14 protein-coding genes are annotated in these 17,016 nt (G+C 66.9%); 13 read left to right on the top strand and 1 reads right to left on the bottom strand.

Annotation, left to right across the window (positions count from 1 at the left end; translation table 11 throughout):
• Nucleotides 1-205: 205 nt before the first annotated feature.
• The 6 genes from GC146_RS10145 (at nucleotide 206) to argC (ending at nucleotide 6,285) form a co-directional block, all read left to right on the top strand.
• Entirely contained in the window at nucleotides 206-1,582 is a 1,377-nt protein-coding gene (locus GC146_RS10145; RefSeq protein ID WP_291837691.1) for an aminotransferase class III-fold pyridoxal phosphate-dependent enzyme, read from the top strand.
• Nucleotides 1,583-1,638: 56 nt separating this feature from the next.
• Nucleotides 1,639-2,340 carry a GNAT family protein gene (locus tag GC146_RS10140; protein ID WP_291837688.1) on the top strand — a complete coding sequence of 234 codons (702 nt, stop codon included), beginning with the start codon at nucleotides 1,639-1,641 and terminating at the stop codon, nucleotides 2,338-2,340.
• Between the two features lie 166 nt (nucleotides 2,341-2,506).
• The gene (locus GC146_RS10135) at nucleotides 2,507-3,427 is read left to right on the top strand and encodes a DnaJ C-terminal domain-containing protein (protein ID WP_291837686.1); all 921 of its coding nucleotides are present in this window, start codon (nucleotides 2,507-2,509) and stop codon (nucleotides 3,425-3,427) included.
• The gene (locus tag GC146_RS10130; RefSeq protein WP_291837685.1) at nucleotides 3,424-3,771 is read left to right on the top strand and encodes a hypothetical protein; all 348 of its coding nucleotides are present in this window, start codon (nucleotides 3,424-3,426) and stop codon (nucleotides 3,769-3,771) included. Before GC146_RS10135 ends, GC146_RS10130 begins: the two co-directional genes overlap by 4 nt.
• An 86-nt stretch (nucleotides 3,772-3,857) precedes the next feature.
• Nucleotides 3,858-5,339 carry a PLP-dependent aminotransferase family protein gene (locus tag GC146_RS10125; RefSeq protein ID WP_291837682.1) on the top strand — a complete coding sequence of 494 codons (1,482 nt, stop codon included), beginning with the start codon at nucleotides 3,858-3,860 and terminating at the stop codon, nucleotides 5,337-5,339.
• Between the two features lie 31 nt (nucleotides 5,340-5,370).
• Complete coding sequence (gene argC, locus GC146_RS10120) at nucleotides 5,371-6,285, top strand: N-acetyl-gamma-glutamyl-phosphate reductase (protein ID WP_291837679.1); 915 nt, start codon at nucleotides 5,371-5,373, stop codon at nucleotides 6,283-6,285.
• Nucleotides 6,286-6,361: 76 nt separating this feature from the next.
• Here argC and GC146_RS10115 read toward each other — a convergent pair whose 3' ends face one another.
• Complete coding sequence (locus GC146_RS10115) at nucleotides 6,362-7,669, bottom strand: D-amino acid dehydrogenase (RefSeq protein ID WP_363241390.1); 1,308 nt, start codon at nucleotides 7,667-7,669, stop codon at nucleotides 6,362-6,364.
• Between the two features lie 179 nt (nucleotides 7,670-7,848).
• On the opposite strand from GC146_RS10115, the gene xsc reads away from it, so the two are divergent.
• The 7 genes from xsc (at nucleotide 7,849) to GC146_RS10080 (ending at nucleotide 17,006) form a co-directional block, all read left to right on the top strand.
• A complete protein-coding gene (xsc, locus tag GC146_RS10110; protein WP_291837676.1) occupies nucleotides 7,849-9,621 on the top strand; it encodes a sulfoacetaldehyde acetyltransferase in 1,773 nt (590 codons plus the stop codon).
• 27 nt (nucleotides 9,622-9,648) lie between these two features.
• Nucleotides 9,649-10,389, top strand: coding sequence for a sulfite exporter TauE/SafE family protein (locus GC146_RS10105; RefSeq protein WP_291837673.1), 741 nt, complete (start codon nucleotides 9,649-9,651; stop codon nucleotides 10,387-10,389).
• Nucleotides 10,389-11,327, top strand: a complete 939-nt coding sequence (locus GC146_RS10100) for a phosphate acyltransferase (RefSeq protein ID WP_291837670.1) — start codon at nucleotides 10,389-10,391, stop codon at nucleotides 11,325-11,327. The genes GC146_RS10105 and GC146_RS10100 overlap by 1 nt, the downstream gene beginning before the upstream one ends.
• An 85-nt stretch (nucleotides 11,328-11,412) precedes the next feature.
• On the top strand, nucleotides 11,413-12,459 hold the full coding sequence (locus tag GC146_RS10095) for an acetate kinase (protein ID WP_291837668.1): 1,047 nt from the start codon (nucleotides 11,413-11,415) through the stop codon (nucleotides 12,457-12,459).
• Between the two features lie 84 nt (nucleotides 12,460-12,543).
• Nucleotides 12,544-15,375, top strand: coding sequence for a molybdopterin oxidoreductase family protein (locus tag GC146_RS10090; RefSeq protein WP_291837665.1), 2,832 nt, complete (start codon nucleotides 12,544-12,546; stop codon nucleotides 15,373-15,375).
• The gene (locus GC146_RS10085) at nucleotides 15,372-16,133 is read left to right on the top strand and encodes a 4Fe-4S dicluster domain-containing protein (RefSeq protein ID WP_291837662.1); all 762 of its coding nucleotides are present in this window, start codon (nucleotides 15,372-15,374) and stop codon (nucleotides 16,131-16,133) included. The genes GC146_RS10090 and GC146_RS10085 overlap by 4 nt, the downstream gene beginning before the upstream one ends.
• Nucleotides 16,134-17,006 carry a DmsC/YnfH family molybdoenzyme membrane anchor subunit gene (locus tag GC146_RS10080; protein WP_291837660.1) on the top strand — a complete coding sequence of 291 codons (873 nt, stop codon included), beginning with the start codon at nucleotides 16,134-16,136 and terminating at the stop codon, nucleotides 17,004-17,006. It abuts the gene before it with no gap.
• Nucleotides 17,007-17,016 lie beyond the last annotated feature (10 nt).

The raw sequence follows: 17,016 nt of genomic DNA, 5'->3' as shown, positions 1-17,016 counted from the left end.
GCTCAGGCTGGCCCCTCGGGCAGCGAAGGTCAATGCGGGCGGGCCGCCATTACGGCCATCCCGGCCCGAATCTGGCGCTATGCATGAGGGACATCTGGCCCTATTGACCTGCCTTGCAGCGGGCGCAGTGTGGAACAAAGGCGGGCGGCCCGTGTCATGACGAGTCGACGACCCCTTTTCCTGTTCTCATCCGATGGAGCCATTGATGGACAGCCTGACCCAATCCAACGACCCGGCCAAGGTGATCGAGGCCGACCGCGCCCATGTCTGGCACCACCTGGTGCAACACAAGCCCTTCGAAACCATCGACCCGCAGATCATTGTCGAGGGCAAAGGCCTGCGCGTTTGGGACATCACCGGCAAGGAACATATCGACGCCGTCTCCGGTGCCGTCTGGACCGTCAACGTGGGCTATGGCCGGGAAAGCATCGCCAATGCCGTGCGCGACCAGCTGACCAAGATGTGCTTCTTCGCGGGGGCCAAGGGCACCATCCCCGGCGCACAATTCGCCGAAAAGCTGATCACCAAGATGCCGGGCCTTTCCCGTGTCTACTTCGCCAACTCGGGCTCAGAGGCCAACGAGAAGGCGTTCAAGATGGTCCGCCAGATCAGCCACAAGCATTACGGCGGCAAGAAGAACAAGATCCTGTTCCGCGACCGCGACTATCACGGCACCACCATCACCGCGCTGTCGGCCGGCGGCCAGCAGGAGCGTAACGCGCAATACGGGCCCTACACGCCCGGCTTCGTGCAGGTGCCTCATTGCCTTGAATACCGCGCCCAGTGGCCGGGCGAGGATTACGGCGTCAAGGCCGCCGAGGCGATCGAGGAGGTGATCCTGCGCGAGGGCCCCGACACGATCGGCGCGCTCTGCCTCGAGCCGATCACCGCCGGCGGCGGCATCATCGTGCCGCCCAAGGGCTATTGGGACAAGGTGCAGGAGATCTGCCGCAAGTACGACATCCTGATCCATATCGACGAGGTGGTCTGCGGGCTGGGCCGCACCGGCACCTGGTTCGGCTACCAGCAGTTCGGCATCCAGCCCGACATCGTGACGATGGCCAAGGGCGTGGCCTCGGGCTATGCCGCGATTTCCTGCTGTGTGACCACCGACCGCGTCTTCGAGATGTTCAAGGACGCCGACGATCACATGTCCTATTTCCGCGACATCTCGACCTTCGGCGGCTGCACCGCTGGCCCCGCCGCGGCGCTTGAGAACATGCGCATCATCGAGGACGAGAACCTGCTGGAAAACTCGACCCGGATGGGCGAGCGGCTGCACGCCAACCTGCGCGCGCTGATGGACAAACACAAGGTGATCGGCGACGTGCGCGGCATGGGCCTGTTCCAAGGCGCCGAACTGGTCGTCGACCGCGAAAGCAAGGAACCGGTGAACGAAAAGCGCGTCGGCGCAGTCGTGGCAGACTGCCTTGCGCAGGGCGTGATCATCGGCGCGACCAACCGCAGCCTGCCGGGGTTCAACAACACGCTGCTCTTCGCGCCCGCGCTGATCGCCACCGCCGACGACATCGACGCAATCACCGGCGCCGTCGACAAGGCGCTGACCAAGGTCTTCGGCTGACCCATCCGCCGGGCGCGGCCCGTTCCGCGCCCGGCCCCCTTTCGAAAGGCCCCCCGGTGACACGCCTCAACGCTCTCGGACAGCCCATCGGCGACCCGCTTGACGTGGAATTGCCCCGCCCCCGCCCGCCGCGCACCGCGATGGAGGGGCGCACCGTGCGCCTTGTCGCCGCCGATCCGGTCGCCCATGCCGCCGACCTGCACGCCGCCTACGTTGCCGATGCCGAGGACCGCGTCTGGACCTACCTGCCCTATGGCCCCTTCGCCGCGCTCTCGGATTTCCGCGTCTGGATGGAAAAGACCTGCACCGGGGACGACCCGCTTTTTCATACCATCTGCACCGCCGACGGCGCGCCGGTGGGGCTGGCCAGCTACCTGCGGATCGACCCCGGCAACGGCGCGATCGAGGTGGGCCACATCAACTATGCCCCGGCGCTCCAGCGCAGCGTGATGGCGACCGAGGCGATGTTCCTGATGATGTCGCGGGTCTTCGACGAGCTGGGCTATCGCCGCTACGAATGGAAATGCGACGCGCTGAACGAACCCTCGCGTCGCGCCGCGCTGCGGCTGGGGTTCCGCTATGAGGGCACGTTCCGGCAAGCCACCCATTACAAGGGCCGCAACCGCGATACCGCATGGTTCGCGATGACCGACAAGGACTGGCCGCAGGTGCGCGCCGCCCTCACCCGCTGGCTGGACGCGGAAAATTTCGATGCTGAAGGCCGGCAGAAGGCGCCGCTTGCCGTACCGCGTGGCTGAGGCTCAGTCCTGCCAAGAGTACTCCGGGAAAGGCCCGAAACGGATCGGGCCCGGCGCCTATCCTGAAACTTTCGGCCTTTGACTTCTGTCAATTGCAGGCGGGCCTTGCTGTGCCTAACTTTGGACGGAAGGCTGGCCGCACTTTGCGCGGCCGGGAAGGACTGTCATGGCCACTGACCCCTATGCCGCGCTTGGCATCAAGAAAACCGCGACCGAGGCCGAGATCAAGAAGGCCTATCGCAAGATTGCCCGCACGTCCCACCCTGATCTTGCGCCCGGCGATGCCGAGGCCGAGGCGCGGTTCAAGGCCGCCTCGGCCGCCTATGACCTGCTCAAGGACCCCGAGACGAGGGCCCGCTTTGACCGGGGCGAGATTGACGAGACCGGCGCCGAACAGGCACCGCGCGGCTTTTACCGCGACCATGCCGGCGCGCGCGGCAATCCCTATCAGGGGCAAGGCGGTTTCCGCCCGGACGTGGACCCGGCCGACATCTTTGCCGAGTTCCTGCGCCAGCGCGGTGGCGGTGGGGCGCAAGGTGGCGGCTTTGGCTTTCGAGGGACCGACATGCGCTACGCCCTGACCGTGCCCTTCCTCGATGCCGTGCGCGGCGGCACCACCCGCATCACCTTGCCCGAGGGCGGAAGGTTGGACGTGCGTATTCCTGAGGGCACCGCTGACGGTCAAACGCTGCGCCTGCGCGGCAAGGGTGCCACGGTCGCGGGTGGCAAGCCGGGCGATGCGCTGATCACCATCTCTGTCGCACCGCACAAGCATTTCCGCCGCGAGGGCGACGACATCCTGTTGACCTTGCCGATCACGTTGGACGAAGCAATCCTTGGTGCCAAGGTTGCCGCGCCCACCATTGGTGGCATGGTCAATGTGACGATCCCGAAAGGCGCCAGCAGCGGCCAAACCCTGCGCCTGCGCGGCCGCGGGGTGCGCCCGGCCGGCGCCGCGAAGGCCGGCGACCAGCGGATCGAGTTGCGCATTGTCAGCCCGCCCAAGGTTGACACTGAACTGGAAGAATTCCTGCGCGGCTGGCGGACGCGCCATGCCTACGACCCACGCAAGGGGATGAAGCCATGAGCCGGTTCTACAGCACCACCGAGGTCGTCACCACCGTGGGCCGGTTGACCACCAGCCGTCTGAGTGCCTTTGTCTCGGCCGAAATCGTCACCCCACTGCAAAGCGGACAGGGCCCGGTCTATACCGAGGTCGACATAGCGCGGCTGGAGCTATGCTGCGAACTTGTCGACAGTTTTGAACTTGGGCCCGACGCGCTGGCCCTCGTGCTGGCCCTCGTCGACCGTTTGCATCGGCTGGATCGTGACACAGCAGCGATGGCCGCAGCCCTTGCCGCCGAACCCGCCGATATCCGCAGCCGCATCGCCGCCCGCATCATCTCGGACGAAAGCGGCGAGACGACCTGACCGGCGCCCTGCCCCTTGCGCGCCAATGGCCTCTTGCCCGGCCCTGCCGATAGGTCCAGTCTGGCAATGCAATCAGGCCAGATCCCATGCCCGCAGCACTCGACTCGCTCTTTCTTGATCCGGCCGATGACGGCACTTTGCAATCGCGGATCAGGCGGATGCTGTCGCAGGCGATCCTCTCGGGCCGGTTCCGTCCGGGCGAACGGCTGCCCTCGTCGCGCCAGCTTGCGCGGCACCTCGGCGTCAGCCGGATCACCGTGACGCTGGCCTATACCGAGCTTGTCTCGGACGATTACGTCACCGCCCGCGGCCGCTCGGGCTATTTCGTCTCCGACAACGCGCCCGAGGCGCCGCGCTTTGCCCCGCTAGCCCCGCGGCGCAATGGCGTGGGCACAGTGGACTGGACCCGCGCAATCGCCCGCGGCTTTGGCCCGCCCTTCGGGGTGGACAAGCCGGGCGACTGGGCCTCCTACCGCTACCCGTTCATCTACGGTCAAACCGATCCCACGCTCTTTGACGGAGCCAACTGGCGGCTTTGCGCCCTGCAAGCGCTGGGACGGCGCGATTTCGCGGCCCTCACCTCGGACCAGTACGACCGTGACGATCCCAAACTAGTCGAGTTCATCGCCCGCGTCTCGTTGCCCCGTCGCGGGATCCAGGCGGCGCCGGACGAAATCCTCGTGACGCTCGGGGCGCAGAACGCCCTCTGGCTCGCGGCACAGCTGCTGCTGACACCGGACCGACACGCGGCCATCGAGGACCCCGGCTATCCTGCGTTGCGGGCACTGCTGGCGCAGAACGGCGCCCGGATATCGCCCGTCGCCGTCGATGCCGAGGGGCTGCCGCCCGAGGCCGTACCGGGCGGCATCGACGTGCTTTTCACGACGCCCGGCCACCAGTGCCCGACCACCGCGACACTACCGCTGGACCGCCGCCGTGCCCTGCTGGCCCGCGCCGAGGCCGAGAACTTCCTGATCGTCGAGGACGATTACGATTTCGAGATGTCGTTCCTGAAACCGCCCTCGCCCTCGCTCAAATCGCTCGATCGGGACGGGCGGGTGATCTATGTCGGGTCGTTCTCGAAATCGCTGTTTCCCGGTCTGCGGCTGGGCTACCTCGTCGGCCCCGCACCGTTCATCGCAGAGGCGCGCAACCTGCGCGGCGCGGTGCTGCGCCACCCGCCGGGGCTGATCCAGCGCACGGTGGCCTATTTCCTGTCGCTGGGCCATTACGACGCCCTGATCCGCCGGGTGGGCCGCGCCTATCACGAGCGGCGGCGGGTGATCGACGCGGCGATCGCCACGGCCGGATTGCAGGTTGCCGGCGCGCCCGCATTCGGCGGTTCGGCCATCTGGATGCGCGCGCCGGAGGGGATCGAAACCGGCGCGTTGGCGGCACGACTGCAGACGCGCGGCGTATTGATCGAACCCGGCGCGCCATTCTTCGCCACGCCCGGCGCGGGCGGCGACACATACCGTCTCGCCTATTCCTCGATTCCCGCCAGCCGCATCCCCGACGGCGTCGCCCTGATCGCCGAAGCGCTGGCGGTTGGCCGCGAAAAGCCATAAGAAGGATGCCTGCAACGCGAAGGGTTCGGCCATGCCCCACAAGATCTTCATCGACGGCGAAGCCGGCACAACCGGCCTGCAAATCCGCGAGCGGCTGGCCGCGCGGCCCGATATCGAGCTTGTCCGCATCGACGCTGCCCACCGCAAGGACCCCGCCGCGCGACATGCCGCCTATGCCGCGGCCGATGTTGCCATCCTCTGCCTGCCCGACGCCGCCGTGACCGAGATCGTGCCGCAGGTCGCCGACCTGCCGGTACGGCTGATTGATGCCTCGACCGCGCATCGGGTCGCCGAAGGCTGGACCTTCGGCTTTCCTGAGATGACCGAGGGACAGCGTGCTGCCATCGCGGCGGCAAAGCGCGTTTCCAATCCCGGCTGCTGGTCGACCTGCGCCATCGCGCTGATCCGCCCGCTGGTTCAGGCGGGGCTGATCGCGTTCGACAGACCGCTGACGATCAATGGCATTTCCGGCTATTCCGGCGGCGGCAAGGCGATGATCGAGGAATATACGTCGGGCGCGGTGTCAGGCAGTTTCGTCTATGCGACCGGACAGGGGCACAAGCATCTGCCGGAAATCACCCGGCATGGGCTTCTGGCGCATCCGCCGGTTTTCGTGCCCTCGGTCGGCCACTTCGCGCAAGGCATGATCGTGCAGGTACCGCTGCATCTTGAACCCGGCAGCGCCGGTGCGGTCGAGGCGGCCCTGCAGGCACATTACGCGAACGAACGCTTTGTATCGGTGGTTCCGCCCGACCACTACGGCGCGCGGCTGAACCCGCAGCACCTCAACGACACAAACCGGCTGGAACTTTCGGTGCATGGCAACCGCGCCACCGGCGCCACGGTGCTGGTCGCGATCCTCGACAATCTGGGCAAGGGTGCGGCGGGCGCAGCGGTGCAGAACCTCAACCTGATGCTGGGCATGGACGAAGGCACCGGGCTCTAGGCCGCTTCATTTTGGCAAAAATACCTCCGGGGGTGAATTGGCCCTTGGGCCAAGAGGGGGCAGCGCCCCTTTGCCTTCACATGTGATAGCGCGCCGCCGTCAGCCCGTCGAAGCTGATCTCGGGCACCCGGCCCAGCACCGCGTCGGCCACCGCCCGGCCAGAGCCGGCGGCCATCGTCCAGCCCAGCGTGCCGTGCCCGGTGTTGAGAAAGAGGTTGCCGTAACGTGTCGGCCCCAGCACCGGCGTGCCGTCGGGCGTCATCGGGCGCAGGCCCGTCCAGCCCTCGGCGCGCGACAAATCACCGCCACCGGGGAAAAGGTCTGAAATCACGTGACGCACGGTGTCGGTCGCATGCGGGCCCAGTCGGCCGCTATATCCGGCAATCTCGGCTGTGCCGGCCACGCGGATGCGGTCGCCCAGGCGGGTAACGGCCACCTTGTGCGTCTCGTCCATGATCGTCGATTGCGGTGCGCGGGCATCGTCCACCACCGGCAGCGTGACCGAGTAGCCCTTGACCGGGTAGACCGGCAGGTTCAGCCCGACCGGGCGCAGCACGTTGGGCGCATAACTGCCCAGCGCGCAGACATAGGCATCGCCCGTCACCTCGCCGAAGGCGGTGACGACGCGCGCGACGCGATCGTTCTCGATGTCGATCCGCCGGATCGACTGGCCATAGCGAAACTCCACCCCCAGCTCCGCCGCCTTCTCGGCCAGCGCGATGGTGAACATCCGGCAATCGCCGGTGCGGTCGGCGGTCAGCCGGAGACCACCGACGAATTTCTGCCGCACCGCGGCCAAGGCAGGTTCCACCGCGATACAGCCCTCGGCATCCAGAACCTCGAAGGGGCTGTCATATTCGGCCAGTATCTCCTGATCCGCCTTGCTGGCCTTCAACTGCTTGTCGGTGCGGAAAAGCTGCAGCGTGCCCTGCGCGCGCCCGTCGAACGCGATCCCCGTCTCGGCGATCAGGTCCGGCATCACGTCGCGCGAGTAGTTCGAGATGCGCACCATCCGCCCCTTGTTCACACCATAGGCGGCCTCGTTGCAGTTCATCAGCATCTGCGCGCCCCATTTCCACATGCGCGGGCTGATCAGCGGCCAGATGAACAGCGGCCGGCGCTTCATGAACAGCCATTTCAGCGCCTTCATCGGCACGCCGGGCGCGGCCCAGGGCGAGGTCATGCCGTAGCTAAGCTCGCCCGCATTGGCATAGGATGTCTCCAGCCCCGGACCCGGCTGGCGGTCCAGCACCACCACCTCGGCACCGGCCTTTGCCAGATACCACGCGGTCGTGACCCCGATCACGCCAGCGCCCATCACCACGACCTTCATCGGCTGCTCCGCATTGCCCACGGCCCATCCAAGCCCGGGCCACAGCCTCACGGCAAGCCTTCCCGGCCGCAATCCCTTCTTCTGGCGAAAAATACTCCCGCCGGAGGCGTCCGGTTGGGCAAAGCCCGGCCGGACATCCACGTCTGGACCTAAGCGCGTGACCTATCTGGCCCTAACCCGAAACACCCGCCGCACCTAGTGTCGCGCAGCCCAGCCAGGAGGATTCCGCCATGAAGATGACCACCGAAGAAGCCTTCGTCAAAACCCTGCAAATGCACGGGATCGAACATGCCTTCGGCATCATCGGCTCGGCCTTCATGCCGATCTCGGATCTCTTCCCCAAGGCCGGGATCACCTTCTGGGACTGCGCCCACGAAGGCTCGGGCGGGATGATGGCCGATGGCTATACCCGCGCCTCGGGCAAGATGAGCATGATGATCGCCCAGAACGGCCCCGGCATCACCAACTTCGTCACCGCCGTGAAGACCGCCTACTGGAACCACACGCCGCTATTGCTGGTGACGCCGCAGGCCGCCAACAAGACCATCGGCATGGGTGGGTTCCAGGAAGTCGAGCAGATGAAGCTGTTCGAGGACATGGTCGCCTACCAAGAAGAGGTGCGCGACCCCTCGCGCATCGCCGAGGTGCTGAACCGCGTGATCCTGAACGCCCGCCGCGCCAGCGCGCCTGCCCAGATCAACGTGCCGCGCGATTATTGGACGCAGGTCATCGACATCACCCTGCCCGCGATCGTCGCGTTCGAGCGTCCCTCGGGCGGCGACGAAGCGCTTCAGCATGCCGCCGACCTTCTTTCCGAGGCGAAATTCCCGGTGATCCTGAACGGTGCGGGCGTGGTCCTTGCCGGCGCGATTCCCGCCTCGATGGATCTGGCTGAACGGCTGGATGCGCCGGTTTGTGTTGGCTACCAGCACAATGATGCCTTCCCCGGCTCGCACCCGCTGTTTGCCGGGCCGTTGGGATACAACGGGTCCAAGGCAGGGATGGAACTGATCCGGCAGGCCGATGTCGTGCTCTGCCTCGGGACCCGCCTGAACCCGTTCAGTACCTTGCCGGGCTACGGGCTCGACTATTGGCCGAAGGACGCGAAAATCATCCAGGTCGACATCAACCCTGACCGGATCGGCCTGACCAAGACGGTCAGCGTCGGTATTGTCGGCGATGCGCGCAAGGTGGCCGAAGGCATCCTCAAGCGCCTCTCCGCCGACGCCGGCGATACGGACCGTGCCGCCCGCAAGGCCACCATCGCCCAGACCAAAAGCGCGTGGGCGCAACAGCTGTCCAGCATGGATCACGAGGATGACGACCCCGGCACCACGTGGAACGATCGCGCCCGCAAGGCCAAGCCCGACTGGATGAGCCCGCGCATGGCCTGGCGTGCGATCCAGTCCGCCCTGCCGCGCGAGGCGATCATCAGCTCCGACATCGGCAACAACTGCGCCATCGGCAACGCCTACCCGACCTTCGAGGCGGGGCGCAAATACCTCGCCCCCGGCCTGTTCGGCCCCTGCGGCTATGGTCTGCCCTCGATCATCGGCGCCAAGATCGCCTGCCCCGACACGCCCGTTGTAGGTTTTGCCGGCGACGGCGCCTTTGGCATAGCGGTGACAGAGCTGACCGCCATCGGCCGCCCCGAATGGCCGGCAATCACCATGGTGGTGTTCCGCAACTACCAGTGGGGGGCGGAAAAGCGCAACTCGACCCTGTGGTATGACGACAACTTCGTCGGCACCGAACTGGACGAGGGCGTAAGCTACGCCGGCATCGCGCGCGCCTGCGGGTTGCAGGGCGTGCAGGCCCGCACGATGGACGAGCTGTCCGCCGCGCTGACCCAGGCCCTGACCGACCAGAAGGCCGGCAAGACCACGCTGATCGAGGCGCTGATCAACCAGGAACTGGGCGAGCCGTTCCGCCGCGACGCGATGAAGAAACCGGTCGCCGTGGCAGGCATCGACGCCGCCGACATGCGGCCGCAAAGTGTCTAGGCGGCGCCCGCCGCGGGGCGCGCGCTGATGCCGTTCGGCCTCGGTCCGGGGGCCAGCCTGTGGCTGGCGCTGGCGCTGTTCGTGGCGGCCTTCGTGCGGGGCTATTCGGGTTTCGGATTCGCGGCGCTTGCGGTATCCAGTGCGGGCCTTGTCACCAACCCGCTGAACCTGGTCCCGGTCGTGATCCTTGCCGATTTCACCCTGACGGCGTTCCAGTTCCGCTCGATCCGCAGCGGCATCGACCGGCGCAGGGTGCTGTTCCTGATCGCGGGCGCGCTGCCGGGCGTGCCGTTGGGCGTATGGGCCGTGGGCGCCGTCGGCAGCGATCACGCGCGCGCCGCGATCTCGGTCTACGTGCTGGCGATGTGCGCGGTTCTGTGGTCGGGCTGGACGCTGCGCCGCGCCGCGGGCGGGCCGGCCCATGCGGGCATCGGCGTGATCTCGGGCATCGCCAACGGCGCCGCGGTGGGCGGGCTGCCGGTGGCGGCCTTCTTCGCCGCGCAACCCATCCCGGCGGCCACCTTCCGCGCCACGCTGATTGCCTACTTCACCCTGCTGGATATGTGGACGCTGCCGGTGCTGGGCCATGCCGGGCTGATCACCCGCGAGACGCTGACAGCCACCGCGATGGGCTTGCCTCTGATGATGGTCGGCGTCTGGCTGGGCAGCCGGCATTTCCTTGGCACCAGCCCGCAGAACTTCCGCCGCTTTGCGATCGTCCTTCTGGCGGGGCTTGCCTGCCTTGGCCTGCTGAAATCGGTGCTGTGATGCGTGAACATTTCCCCTTCCTGTCGCAGGTCGCGCCACATTGCCCCCAGGCGCTGCTGACACAGGCGCGCGGGCGGCCGGCGCCGCGCGTCGCGCTGGTCAATGCCGGATCGGTCACTGCGCTGACGGGGCTACGCGATGCGGTCGATGCCGGATTGGCCCAGCCGATCCTGATCGGCGACAGCGCGCGCATCCGCGACGCCGCCCAGCGCATCGGCTGGGACATCTCGGCCTTCCGGCTGGTCCACGCACCGCGCCACGAGGCCGCGCCCGAGGCGGTGCGCCTTGTCCACGCGGGCGAGGCGGATGCGATCATGAAAGGGCAGGTCCACACCTCGACGTTCCTGAAGGCGCTGCTGCCTGCGGCGGCGGGCCTGCGCGAACCGAAGATGATCTGTGCGCATGTCTTTCACATCACCACGCCCGCCTCGGACCGGCCGCTTCTGCTGACTGATGCGGCGCTGAACGTCACGCCGAACGTGGCTACGCGGCAGGCCAGCCTGGCGCATGCGGTGCGTCTGGCCGGAATCCTCGACATTCCTCATCCACGCGCCGGCATTCTCGCCCCCAGCGAAGACCCGACCCCCTCGGTCCCCAACACGATGGAGGCCGCGACCATTGCCGCCTGGGCCAAGTCCGCCCTGCCACAGGCCATCGTCGAGGGTCCGATGGCGCTTGACCTGATCTTCTCGGCCGAGGCCGCGATGACCAAGAACTATCGCTCGGACGTGGCGGGGGACGCCGATATCGTGCTGGTCCCCGAGATCACCACTGGCAACGCGCTGTTCAAGCTGATGGTGCTGGGGATGGGCTGTTGCGCGGGCGGCCTGTTGATGGGGTTAAAGGTGCCGGTCCTGCTAACTTCGCGCAGCCAGGGTTCGGCCGCGCGCATCGCCTCGGCCGCACTTGGCGCCATCGTTGCGGGCGCCGGCGCATGAGGCTTCATCTTGCCCCAAGTACTCCGGGGGAGGGCCGCAGGCCCGGGGGCAGCGCCCCCAGCAACGCCATCGCGGGGGTGCCCCGATGATCCTCGTCGTCAACGCAGGGTCTTCTTCGGTCAAGGCGGCACTCTTCGCCCCTGACCTGACCGAGGTCACGAGGCTGATGGTCAGCACCATCGGCGGCAACGCCGCGCTCAGCCACGACGGGCAGACGCGCCCGGTCGAGGCGCCTGACCATGCCACGGCCATCACGCTGATCCGGCAGGCGCTGGGCGAAAGGCCCGTCAACGCCGCCGCGCATCGCGTGGTCCATGGCGGCGAAACACTCACCGCGCCGACGCGGCTGACGCCCGATGCGCTGGCGCAGATCCGCGCCTGCGTGCCACTTGCGCCCCTGCACAACCCGCCCGCGCTGGCCGCGATCGACGCGCTGGCAGCCAGCGATCCCGCGCTGCCGCAATATGCCAGCTTCGACACGGCCTTTCACGCGGGCCAACCACCCGTCGCCACCACCTATGCCCTGCCCGAACGCATCCGCGCGCGCGGCATCCGGCGTTACGGCTTTCACGGGCTCAGCTACGCGGGCCTTGTCCGGCAGATCGCGCCGCTGCCCGACCGCCTGCTGGCGCTCCACCTTGGCGCGGGCGTCAGCCTTTGCGCCATCCACCAGGGCCGGTCCGTCGCCACCTCGATGGGCTATTCACCGCTCTCGGGGCCGACCATGGCGACCCGGCCCGGCGATATCGACGCGGGCGCGGTGCTGCGGCTGGCCGAGGAGGACGGGATCGCCGCCACCGCCAACATGCTCAACCGCGAAAGCGGGCTGCTCGGCCTGTCGGGGATCAGCGCTGACATGCGCGCGCTTCTGGCCGATCCGGCGCCGCCTGCCGCGTTCGCGGTCGCACATTTCTGCTACTGGGCGGCGCGGCAGGCGGGATCGCTCATCGCGGCGATGGGGGGAATTGATGCACTGGCCTTTACCGGCGGGATCGGAGAGAACAGTCCGGTGATACGCGACCGCATCACCGCGCTGCTTTTGTGGGCCGGCAAGGTTCCCGTCCACGTGATCCCGGCGCGCGAAGAAGAACAGATTGCGCGGGACGCGCTGGCCCTGATCCATGATGCCTGATGCATTCACATATTTCATTTTCACTATGCTTTGGGCGAATCCCGGTCTAGGGTCGCCGAAAACGAAACGCCGCAGGGACACCGCATGAGCCTCGACCAACCGCAGATCGATACCTCGCCCAAGGTTTCCGACGAGGTGCGCAAGACCACCTGTTACATGTGCGCCTGCCGCTGCGGCATCAACGTGCATATGAAGGATGGCAAGGTCGCCTATATCGAGGGCAACCGCGACCACCCGGTGAACCAGGGCGTGCTTTGCGCCAAGGGCAGCGCGGGCATCATGCAGCACAACGCGCCCTCGCGCCTGCGCGCGCCGATGAAGCGGGTGGGCCCCCGCGGTTCGGGCCAGTTCGAGGAAATCAGCTGGGACGAGGCACTGCAGATCGCCACCGACTGTCTGGCGCCGATCCGCGCGGCCGCGCCGGAAAAGCTCGCCTTTTTCACCGGGCGCGACCAGTCGCAAAGCTTCACCTCGATGTGGGCGCAGGGGTTCGGCACGCCGAATTATGCGGCCCATGGCGGCTTCTGCTCGGTCAATATGGCGGCGGCGGGCATCTACACGATGGGCGGCGCGTTCTGGGAATTCGGCCAGCCCGACTGGGACCATGCCAAGCTGTTCCTGATCTTCGGCGTGGCCGAGGACCATGACAGCAACCCCATCAAGATGGGCATCGGCAAGCTGAAGGCGCGCGGCGCCAAGGTGGTGGGGATCAACCCGATCCGCTCGGGCTACAATGCCGTGGCGGATGACTGGTACGGCATCACGCCCGGCACCGATGGGCTGTTGATCCTGTCGCTTGTGCACCTGCTGATGAAGGCCGGGAAGGTCGATCTGGATTACCTCGCACATTACACCAACGCCGCCTGCCTCGTGAACGAAGACCCGGCCTCGCCGCAGGCGGGGCTGCTGTTGCGCGACGCGCAGGGCCAGCCGCAGGTCATCGACCGGCGCACCGGTCAGCTGGCACCCTGGAACGGCGCCGGGGTAGAGCCGGACCTGTCAGCGACCCACAGCGCGGACGGCGTCACCCATCGCCCGGTCTTCCACCTGATGGCCGAGAAATACATCTGCGACGATTACGCGCCCGAGGCCGTGGCCGACCGCTGCGGCATTCCCGCCGCCCGGATCCGCCAGCTTGCGGCCGAGATCGCGCGCGCGGCCTTCGACGACCCCGTCATCCTCGACCGGCCCTGGACCGATTTCCGCGGGCGGAAACAGGACAAGATGGTGGGCCGCGCGGTGTCGATGCACGCGATGCGCGGCATCTCGGCCCATTCCAACGGGTTCCAGACGGCGCGCGCGCTGCACATGCTGCAAATCCTGATTGGTGCCGTAGAAACCCCCGGCGGCATGCGGTTCAAGCCGCCCTACCCCAAGCCCGCGCATGCCCACCCCAAGCCGCATTGCAAGGTCACGCCCGGCGCCGCGCTGAACGGCCCGCACCTGGGATATCCGCAAGGCCCCGAGGACCTGTGCCTGGACGACTCAGGCGCGCCCGCCCGCATCGACAAGGCGTTTTCCTGGGAGAACCCGCTAAGCGCACATGGATTGATGCACATGGTCATCTCCAATGCCCATGCCGGCGATCCCTACAAGATCGACACGCTGTTTCTCTACATGGCCAACATGTCGTGGAACTCGTCGATGAACACGCGCGGCGTCATGCAGATGCTGACCGACACCGACGCGAACGGCGATTACGTGATCCCGCGGATCATCTATTCCGACGCCTATTCGTCCGAGATGGTGGCCTATGCCGACCTGATCCTGCCCGACACGACCTACCTTGAACGGCACGATTGCATCAGCCTGCTCGACCGTCCGATCTGCGAGGCCGATGCCGCTGCCGATGCCATCCGCTGGCCGGTGGTTCAGCCCGACCGCAACGTGCGCGGCTTCCAGTCGGTCCTGTGCGAACTGGGCGCAAAGCTGGGCCTGCCCGGTTTCGTCAACGAGGATGGCAGCCAGAAATACGCCGATTACGCCGATTACATCACCAACCATGTCCGCCGCCCCGGCATCGGCCCGCTGGCGGGCTGGCGCAAGGCCGAAGATGGCAGCCTGCAGGGCGGGCGCGGTGCGCCCAACCCCGACCAGCTGGACACCTACATCGCCAATGGCGGCTTCTGGATGGCGCACGTGCCGGAGGAGGCGGCCTATTACAAACCCTTCAACACCGCCTATCAGGACTGGGCGGTGAAGATGGGCTTTTACGACAGCCCGCAGCCCTACATCTTCCAGCTTTACGCAGAACCCCTGCGCCGGTTCCAGATGGCGGCCGAGGGCGAGGGGCCGCGCCAGCCGCCAGAGCACCTGCGCGCGCGAATGACTGCCACGATGGACCCGCTGCCGATCTGGTATGCGCCTTTCGAGGATGGCGTGGTCGATACCGCCGCCTACCCGATCCACGCGCTGACCCAGCGTCCGATGGCGATGTATCACAGCTGGGGCACGCAGAACGCATGGCTGCGGCAATTGCACGGGCGCAACCCCCTCTATGTGCCCACGAAGATCTGGGAGGCCAACGGTTTCAAGGACGGGGACTGGGCGCGGGTCAGTTCCGTGAATGGCAGCATCGTGGTGCCGGTGGCGCACATGGCCGCGCTGAACGAAAATACCGTCTGGACATGGAACGCCATCGGCAAGCGCAAGGGGGCATGGGCGCTGGACAACGATGCACCCGAGGCCACCGAAGGCTTTCTTCTCAACCACATCATTCACGAGCTTCTGCCGCCCAAGGGCGACGGCCAGCGCTGGGCCAACTCCGACCCGGTCACCGGGCAGGCGGCGTGGTTTGACCTGAGGGTGAAAATCGAGCGGGTCGACGCACCAGCCGAGGCCCAGCCCGTCTTCCCGCCCATCGCCTCGCCGGTGCCCGCGGCGCCCCATGATCTTGCCTGGAAAGTCGGCAAATGACGCAACTACCCCCACCGTCCAAGGTCAAGCTTGGCCTTGTCATCGACCTTGACACCTGCGTCGGCTGCCATGCCTGCGTGATTTCCTGCAAGGGCTGGAACACCGAGAATTACGGCGCGCCGCTGTCGGACATGGATGCCTATGGCGCCGACCCGTCGGGCACCTTCCTCAACCGCGTCCATTCCTACGAGGTGACGCCGGATGAGGGCACCGCCAAGCTGATCCATTTCCCGAAGTCCTGCCTGCATTGCGAGGATGCGCCCTGCGTCACCGTCTGCCCCACCGGCGCCAGCTACAAGCGCGCCGAGGATGGCATCGTGCTGGTCAACGAGGATGCCTGCATCGGCTGTTCGCTGTGCGCCTGGGCTTGCCCCTATGGCGCGCGCGAACTGGATACGGCGGCGGGCGTGATGAAGAAATGCACCCTTTGCGTGGACCGGATCTACAACACCAATCTGCCCGAGGAAGACCGGGTGCCGGCCTGCGTGCGCACCTGCCCCGCCGGCGCGCGCCATTTCGGCGACTTGGGCGATGAAGACAGCGCGGTCAGCCGCCTTGTGGCCGAACGGGGCGGCATGGACCTGATGCCGGAACAGGGCACCAAACCCGTCAACAAGTATCTGCCGCCGCGCCCCAAGGACACCGCCGACGAGATCGACATCCTCGCCCCCTACCTTGCCCCCGTCGCGGGCGAGGCCAAGGGGTTCGTCGCATGGCTCGACAAGGCGCTGAGCGCACTGCCCGGAGGCGCGAAATAGATGCATCCCGCACCATCCGTCATCATCTTTACCACCTTCTCGGGCCTTGGCTTTGGCCTGCTGTTCTGGCTGGGGCTGGGTATGCCCTTTGTCACCGGCTGGGCGGCGTTCGCCTATTTCGCGCTGGCCTATGCCATGGCGGTGGGTGGGCTACTTGCCTCAACGTTTCACCTTGGCCGGCCGGAGCGGGCAATCCGCGCCTTCACGCAATGGCGTACCAGCTGGCTCAGCCGCGAGGCGTGGACCAGCGTGGCGACACTTCTGATCATGGCCGTCTTTGGCGCAGGGCTGGTGTTTGCGGGCCAGCGGTTCGCGGCCGTTGGCGTCCTTGGTGGACTGCTGGCAATCCTGACCGTCTTCACCACCTCGATGATCTACACACAGTTGAAAACTGTGCCGCGATGGCACCATTGGAGCACACCCGCGATGTTCCTGCTGTTGTCGCTGGGCGGTGGGGCCGTGCTGGCCGGGCAGACGCTGTTCGCGCTGCCATTGCTGGCGATCGGCGGCACGGTGCAGGTCGTGGCGTGGATGACAGGCGACGGCCGGCTGGCCGGCTCCGGCACGACGCTGGCCAGCGCGACGGGGCTGGGCAATCTCGGTCGCGTCCGCGCGTTCGAGCCGCCGCATACCGGCACCAATTTCCTGCTGCGCGAATTTGTCTACGTGGTCGGGCGCAGACACGCGGCCCAGCTACGCCTTATCGCGCTGATCGTCGGCTTCGGCGTGCCGATTGCGTTTCTGGTGCTGCCGTACAATCCGCTTTGGATCGCATGCGCGGCGATATCCCATATCGCGGGCATCCTTGCCCAACGCTGGCTTTTCTTTGCAGAGGCCGAACACGTGGTCGGCCTCTACTACGGCAAGCGGTAGGGCGCGGCGC

The organism is Limimaricola sp. (assembly GCF_016125575.1).
Taxonomy (GTDB): Bacteria; Pseudomonadota; Alphaproteobacteria; order Rhodobacterales; family Rhodobacteraceae; genus WGLM01.
The sequence above is the reverse complement of the archived record's forward strand: the minus strand, read 5'-3'. Positions and strand labels throughout refer to the sequence as shown.

What these genes read in the sequence shown, in the direction of transcription:
- GC146_RS10145 (WP_291837691.1), top strand. Translation starts at nt 206, where the DNA reads ATGGACAGCCTGACCCAATCCAACGACCCGGCCAAGGTGATCGAGGCC.
- GC146_RS10135 (WP_291837686.1), top strand. Translation starts at nt 2,507, where the DNA reads ATGGCCACTGACCCCTATGCCGCGCTTGGCATCAAGAAAACCGCGACC.
- GC146_RS10130 (WP_291837685.1), top strand. Translation starts at nt 3,424, where the DNA reads ATGAGCCGGTTCTACAGCACCACCGAGGTCGTCACCACCGTGGGCCGG.
- GC146_RS10125 (WP_291837682.1), top strand. Translation starts at nt 3,858, where the DNA reads ATGCCCGCAGCACTCGACTCGCTCTTTCTTGATCCGGCCGATGACGGC.
- argC (WP_291837679.1), top strand. Translation starts at nt 5,371, where the DNA reads ATGCCCCACAAGATCTTCATCGACGGCGAAGCCGGCACAACCGGCCTG.
- xsc (WP_291837676.1), top strand. Translation starts at nt 7,849, where the DNA reads ATGAAGATGACCACCGAAGAAGCCTTCGTCAAAACCCTGCAAATGCAC.
- GC146_RS10105 (WP_291837673.1), top strand. Translation starts at nt 9,649, where the DNA reads ATGCCGTTCGGCCTCGGTCCGGGGGCCAGCCTGTGGCTGGCGCTGGCG.
- GC146_RS10100 (WP_291837670.1), top strand. Translation starts at nt 10,389, where the DNA reads ATGCGTGAACATTTCCCCTTCCTGTCGCAGGTCGCGCCACATTGCCCC.
- GC146_RS10095 (WP_291837668.1), top strand. Translation starts at nt 11,413, where the DNA reads ATGATCCTCGTCGTCAACGCAGGGTCTTCTTCGGTCAAGGCGGCACTC.
- GC146_RS10090 (WP_291837665.1), top strand. Translation starts at nt 12,544, where the DNA reads ATGAGCCTCGACCAACCGCAGATCGATACCTCGCCCAAGGTTTCCGAC.
- GC146_RS10085 (WP_291837662.1), top strand. Translation starts at nt 15,372, where the DNA reads ATGACGCAACTACCCCCACCGTCCAAGGTCAAGCTTGGCCTTGTCATC.
- GC146_RS10080 (WP_291837660.1), top strand. Translation starts at nt 16,134, where the DNA reads ATGCATCCCGCACCATCCGTCATCATCTTTACCACCTTCTCGGGCCTT.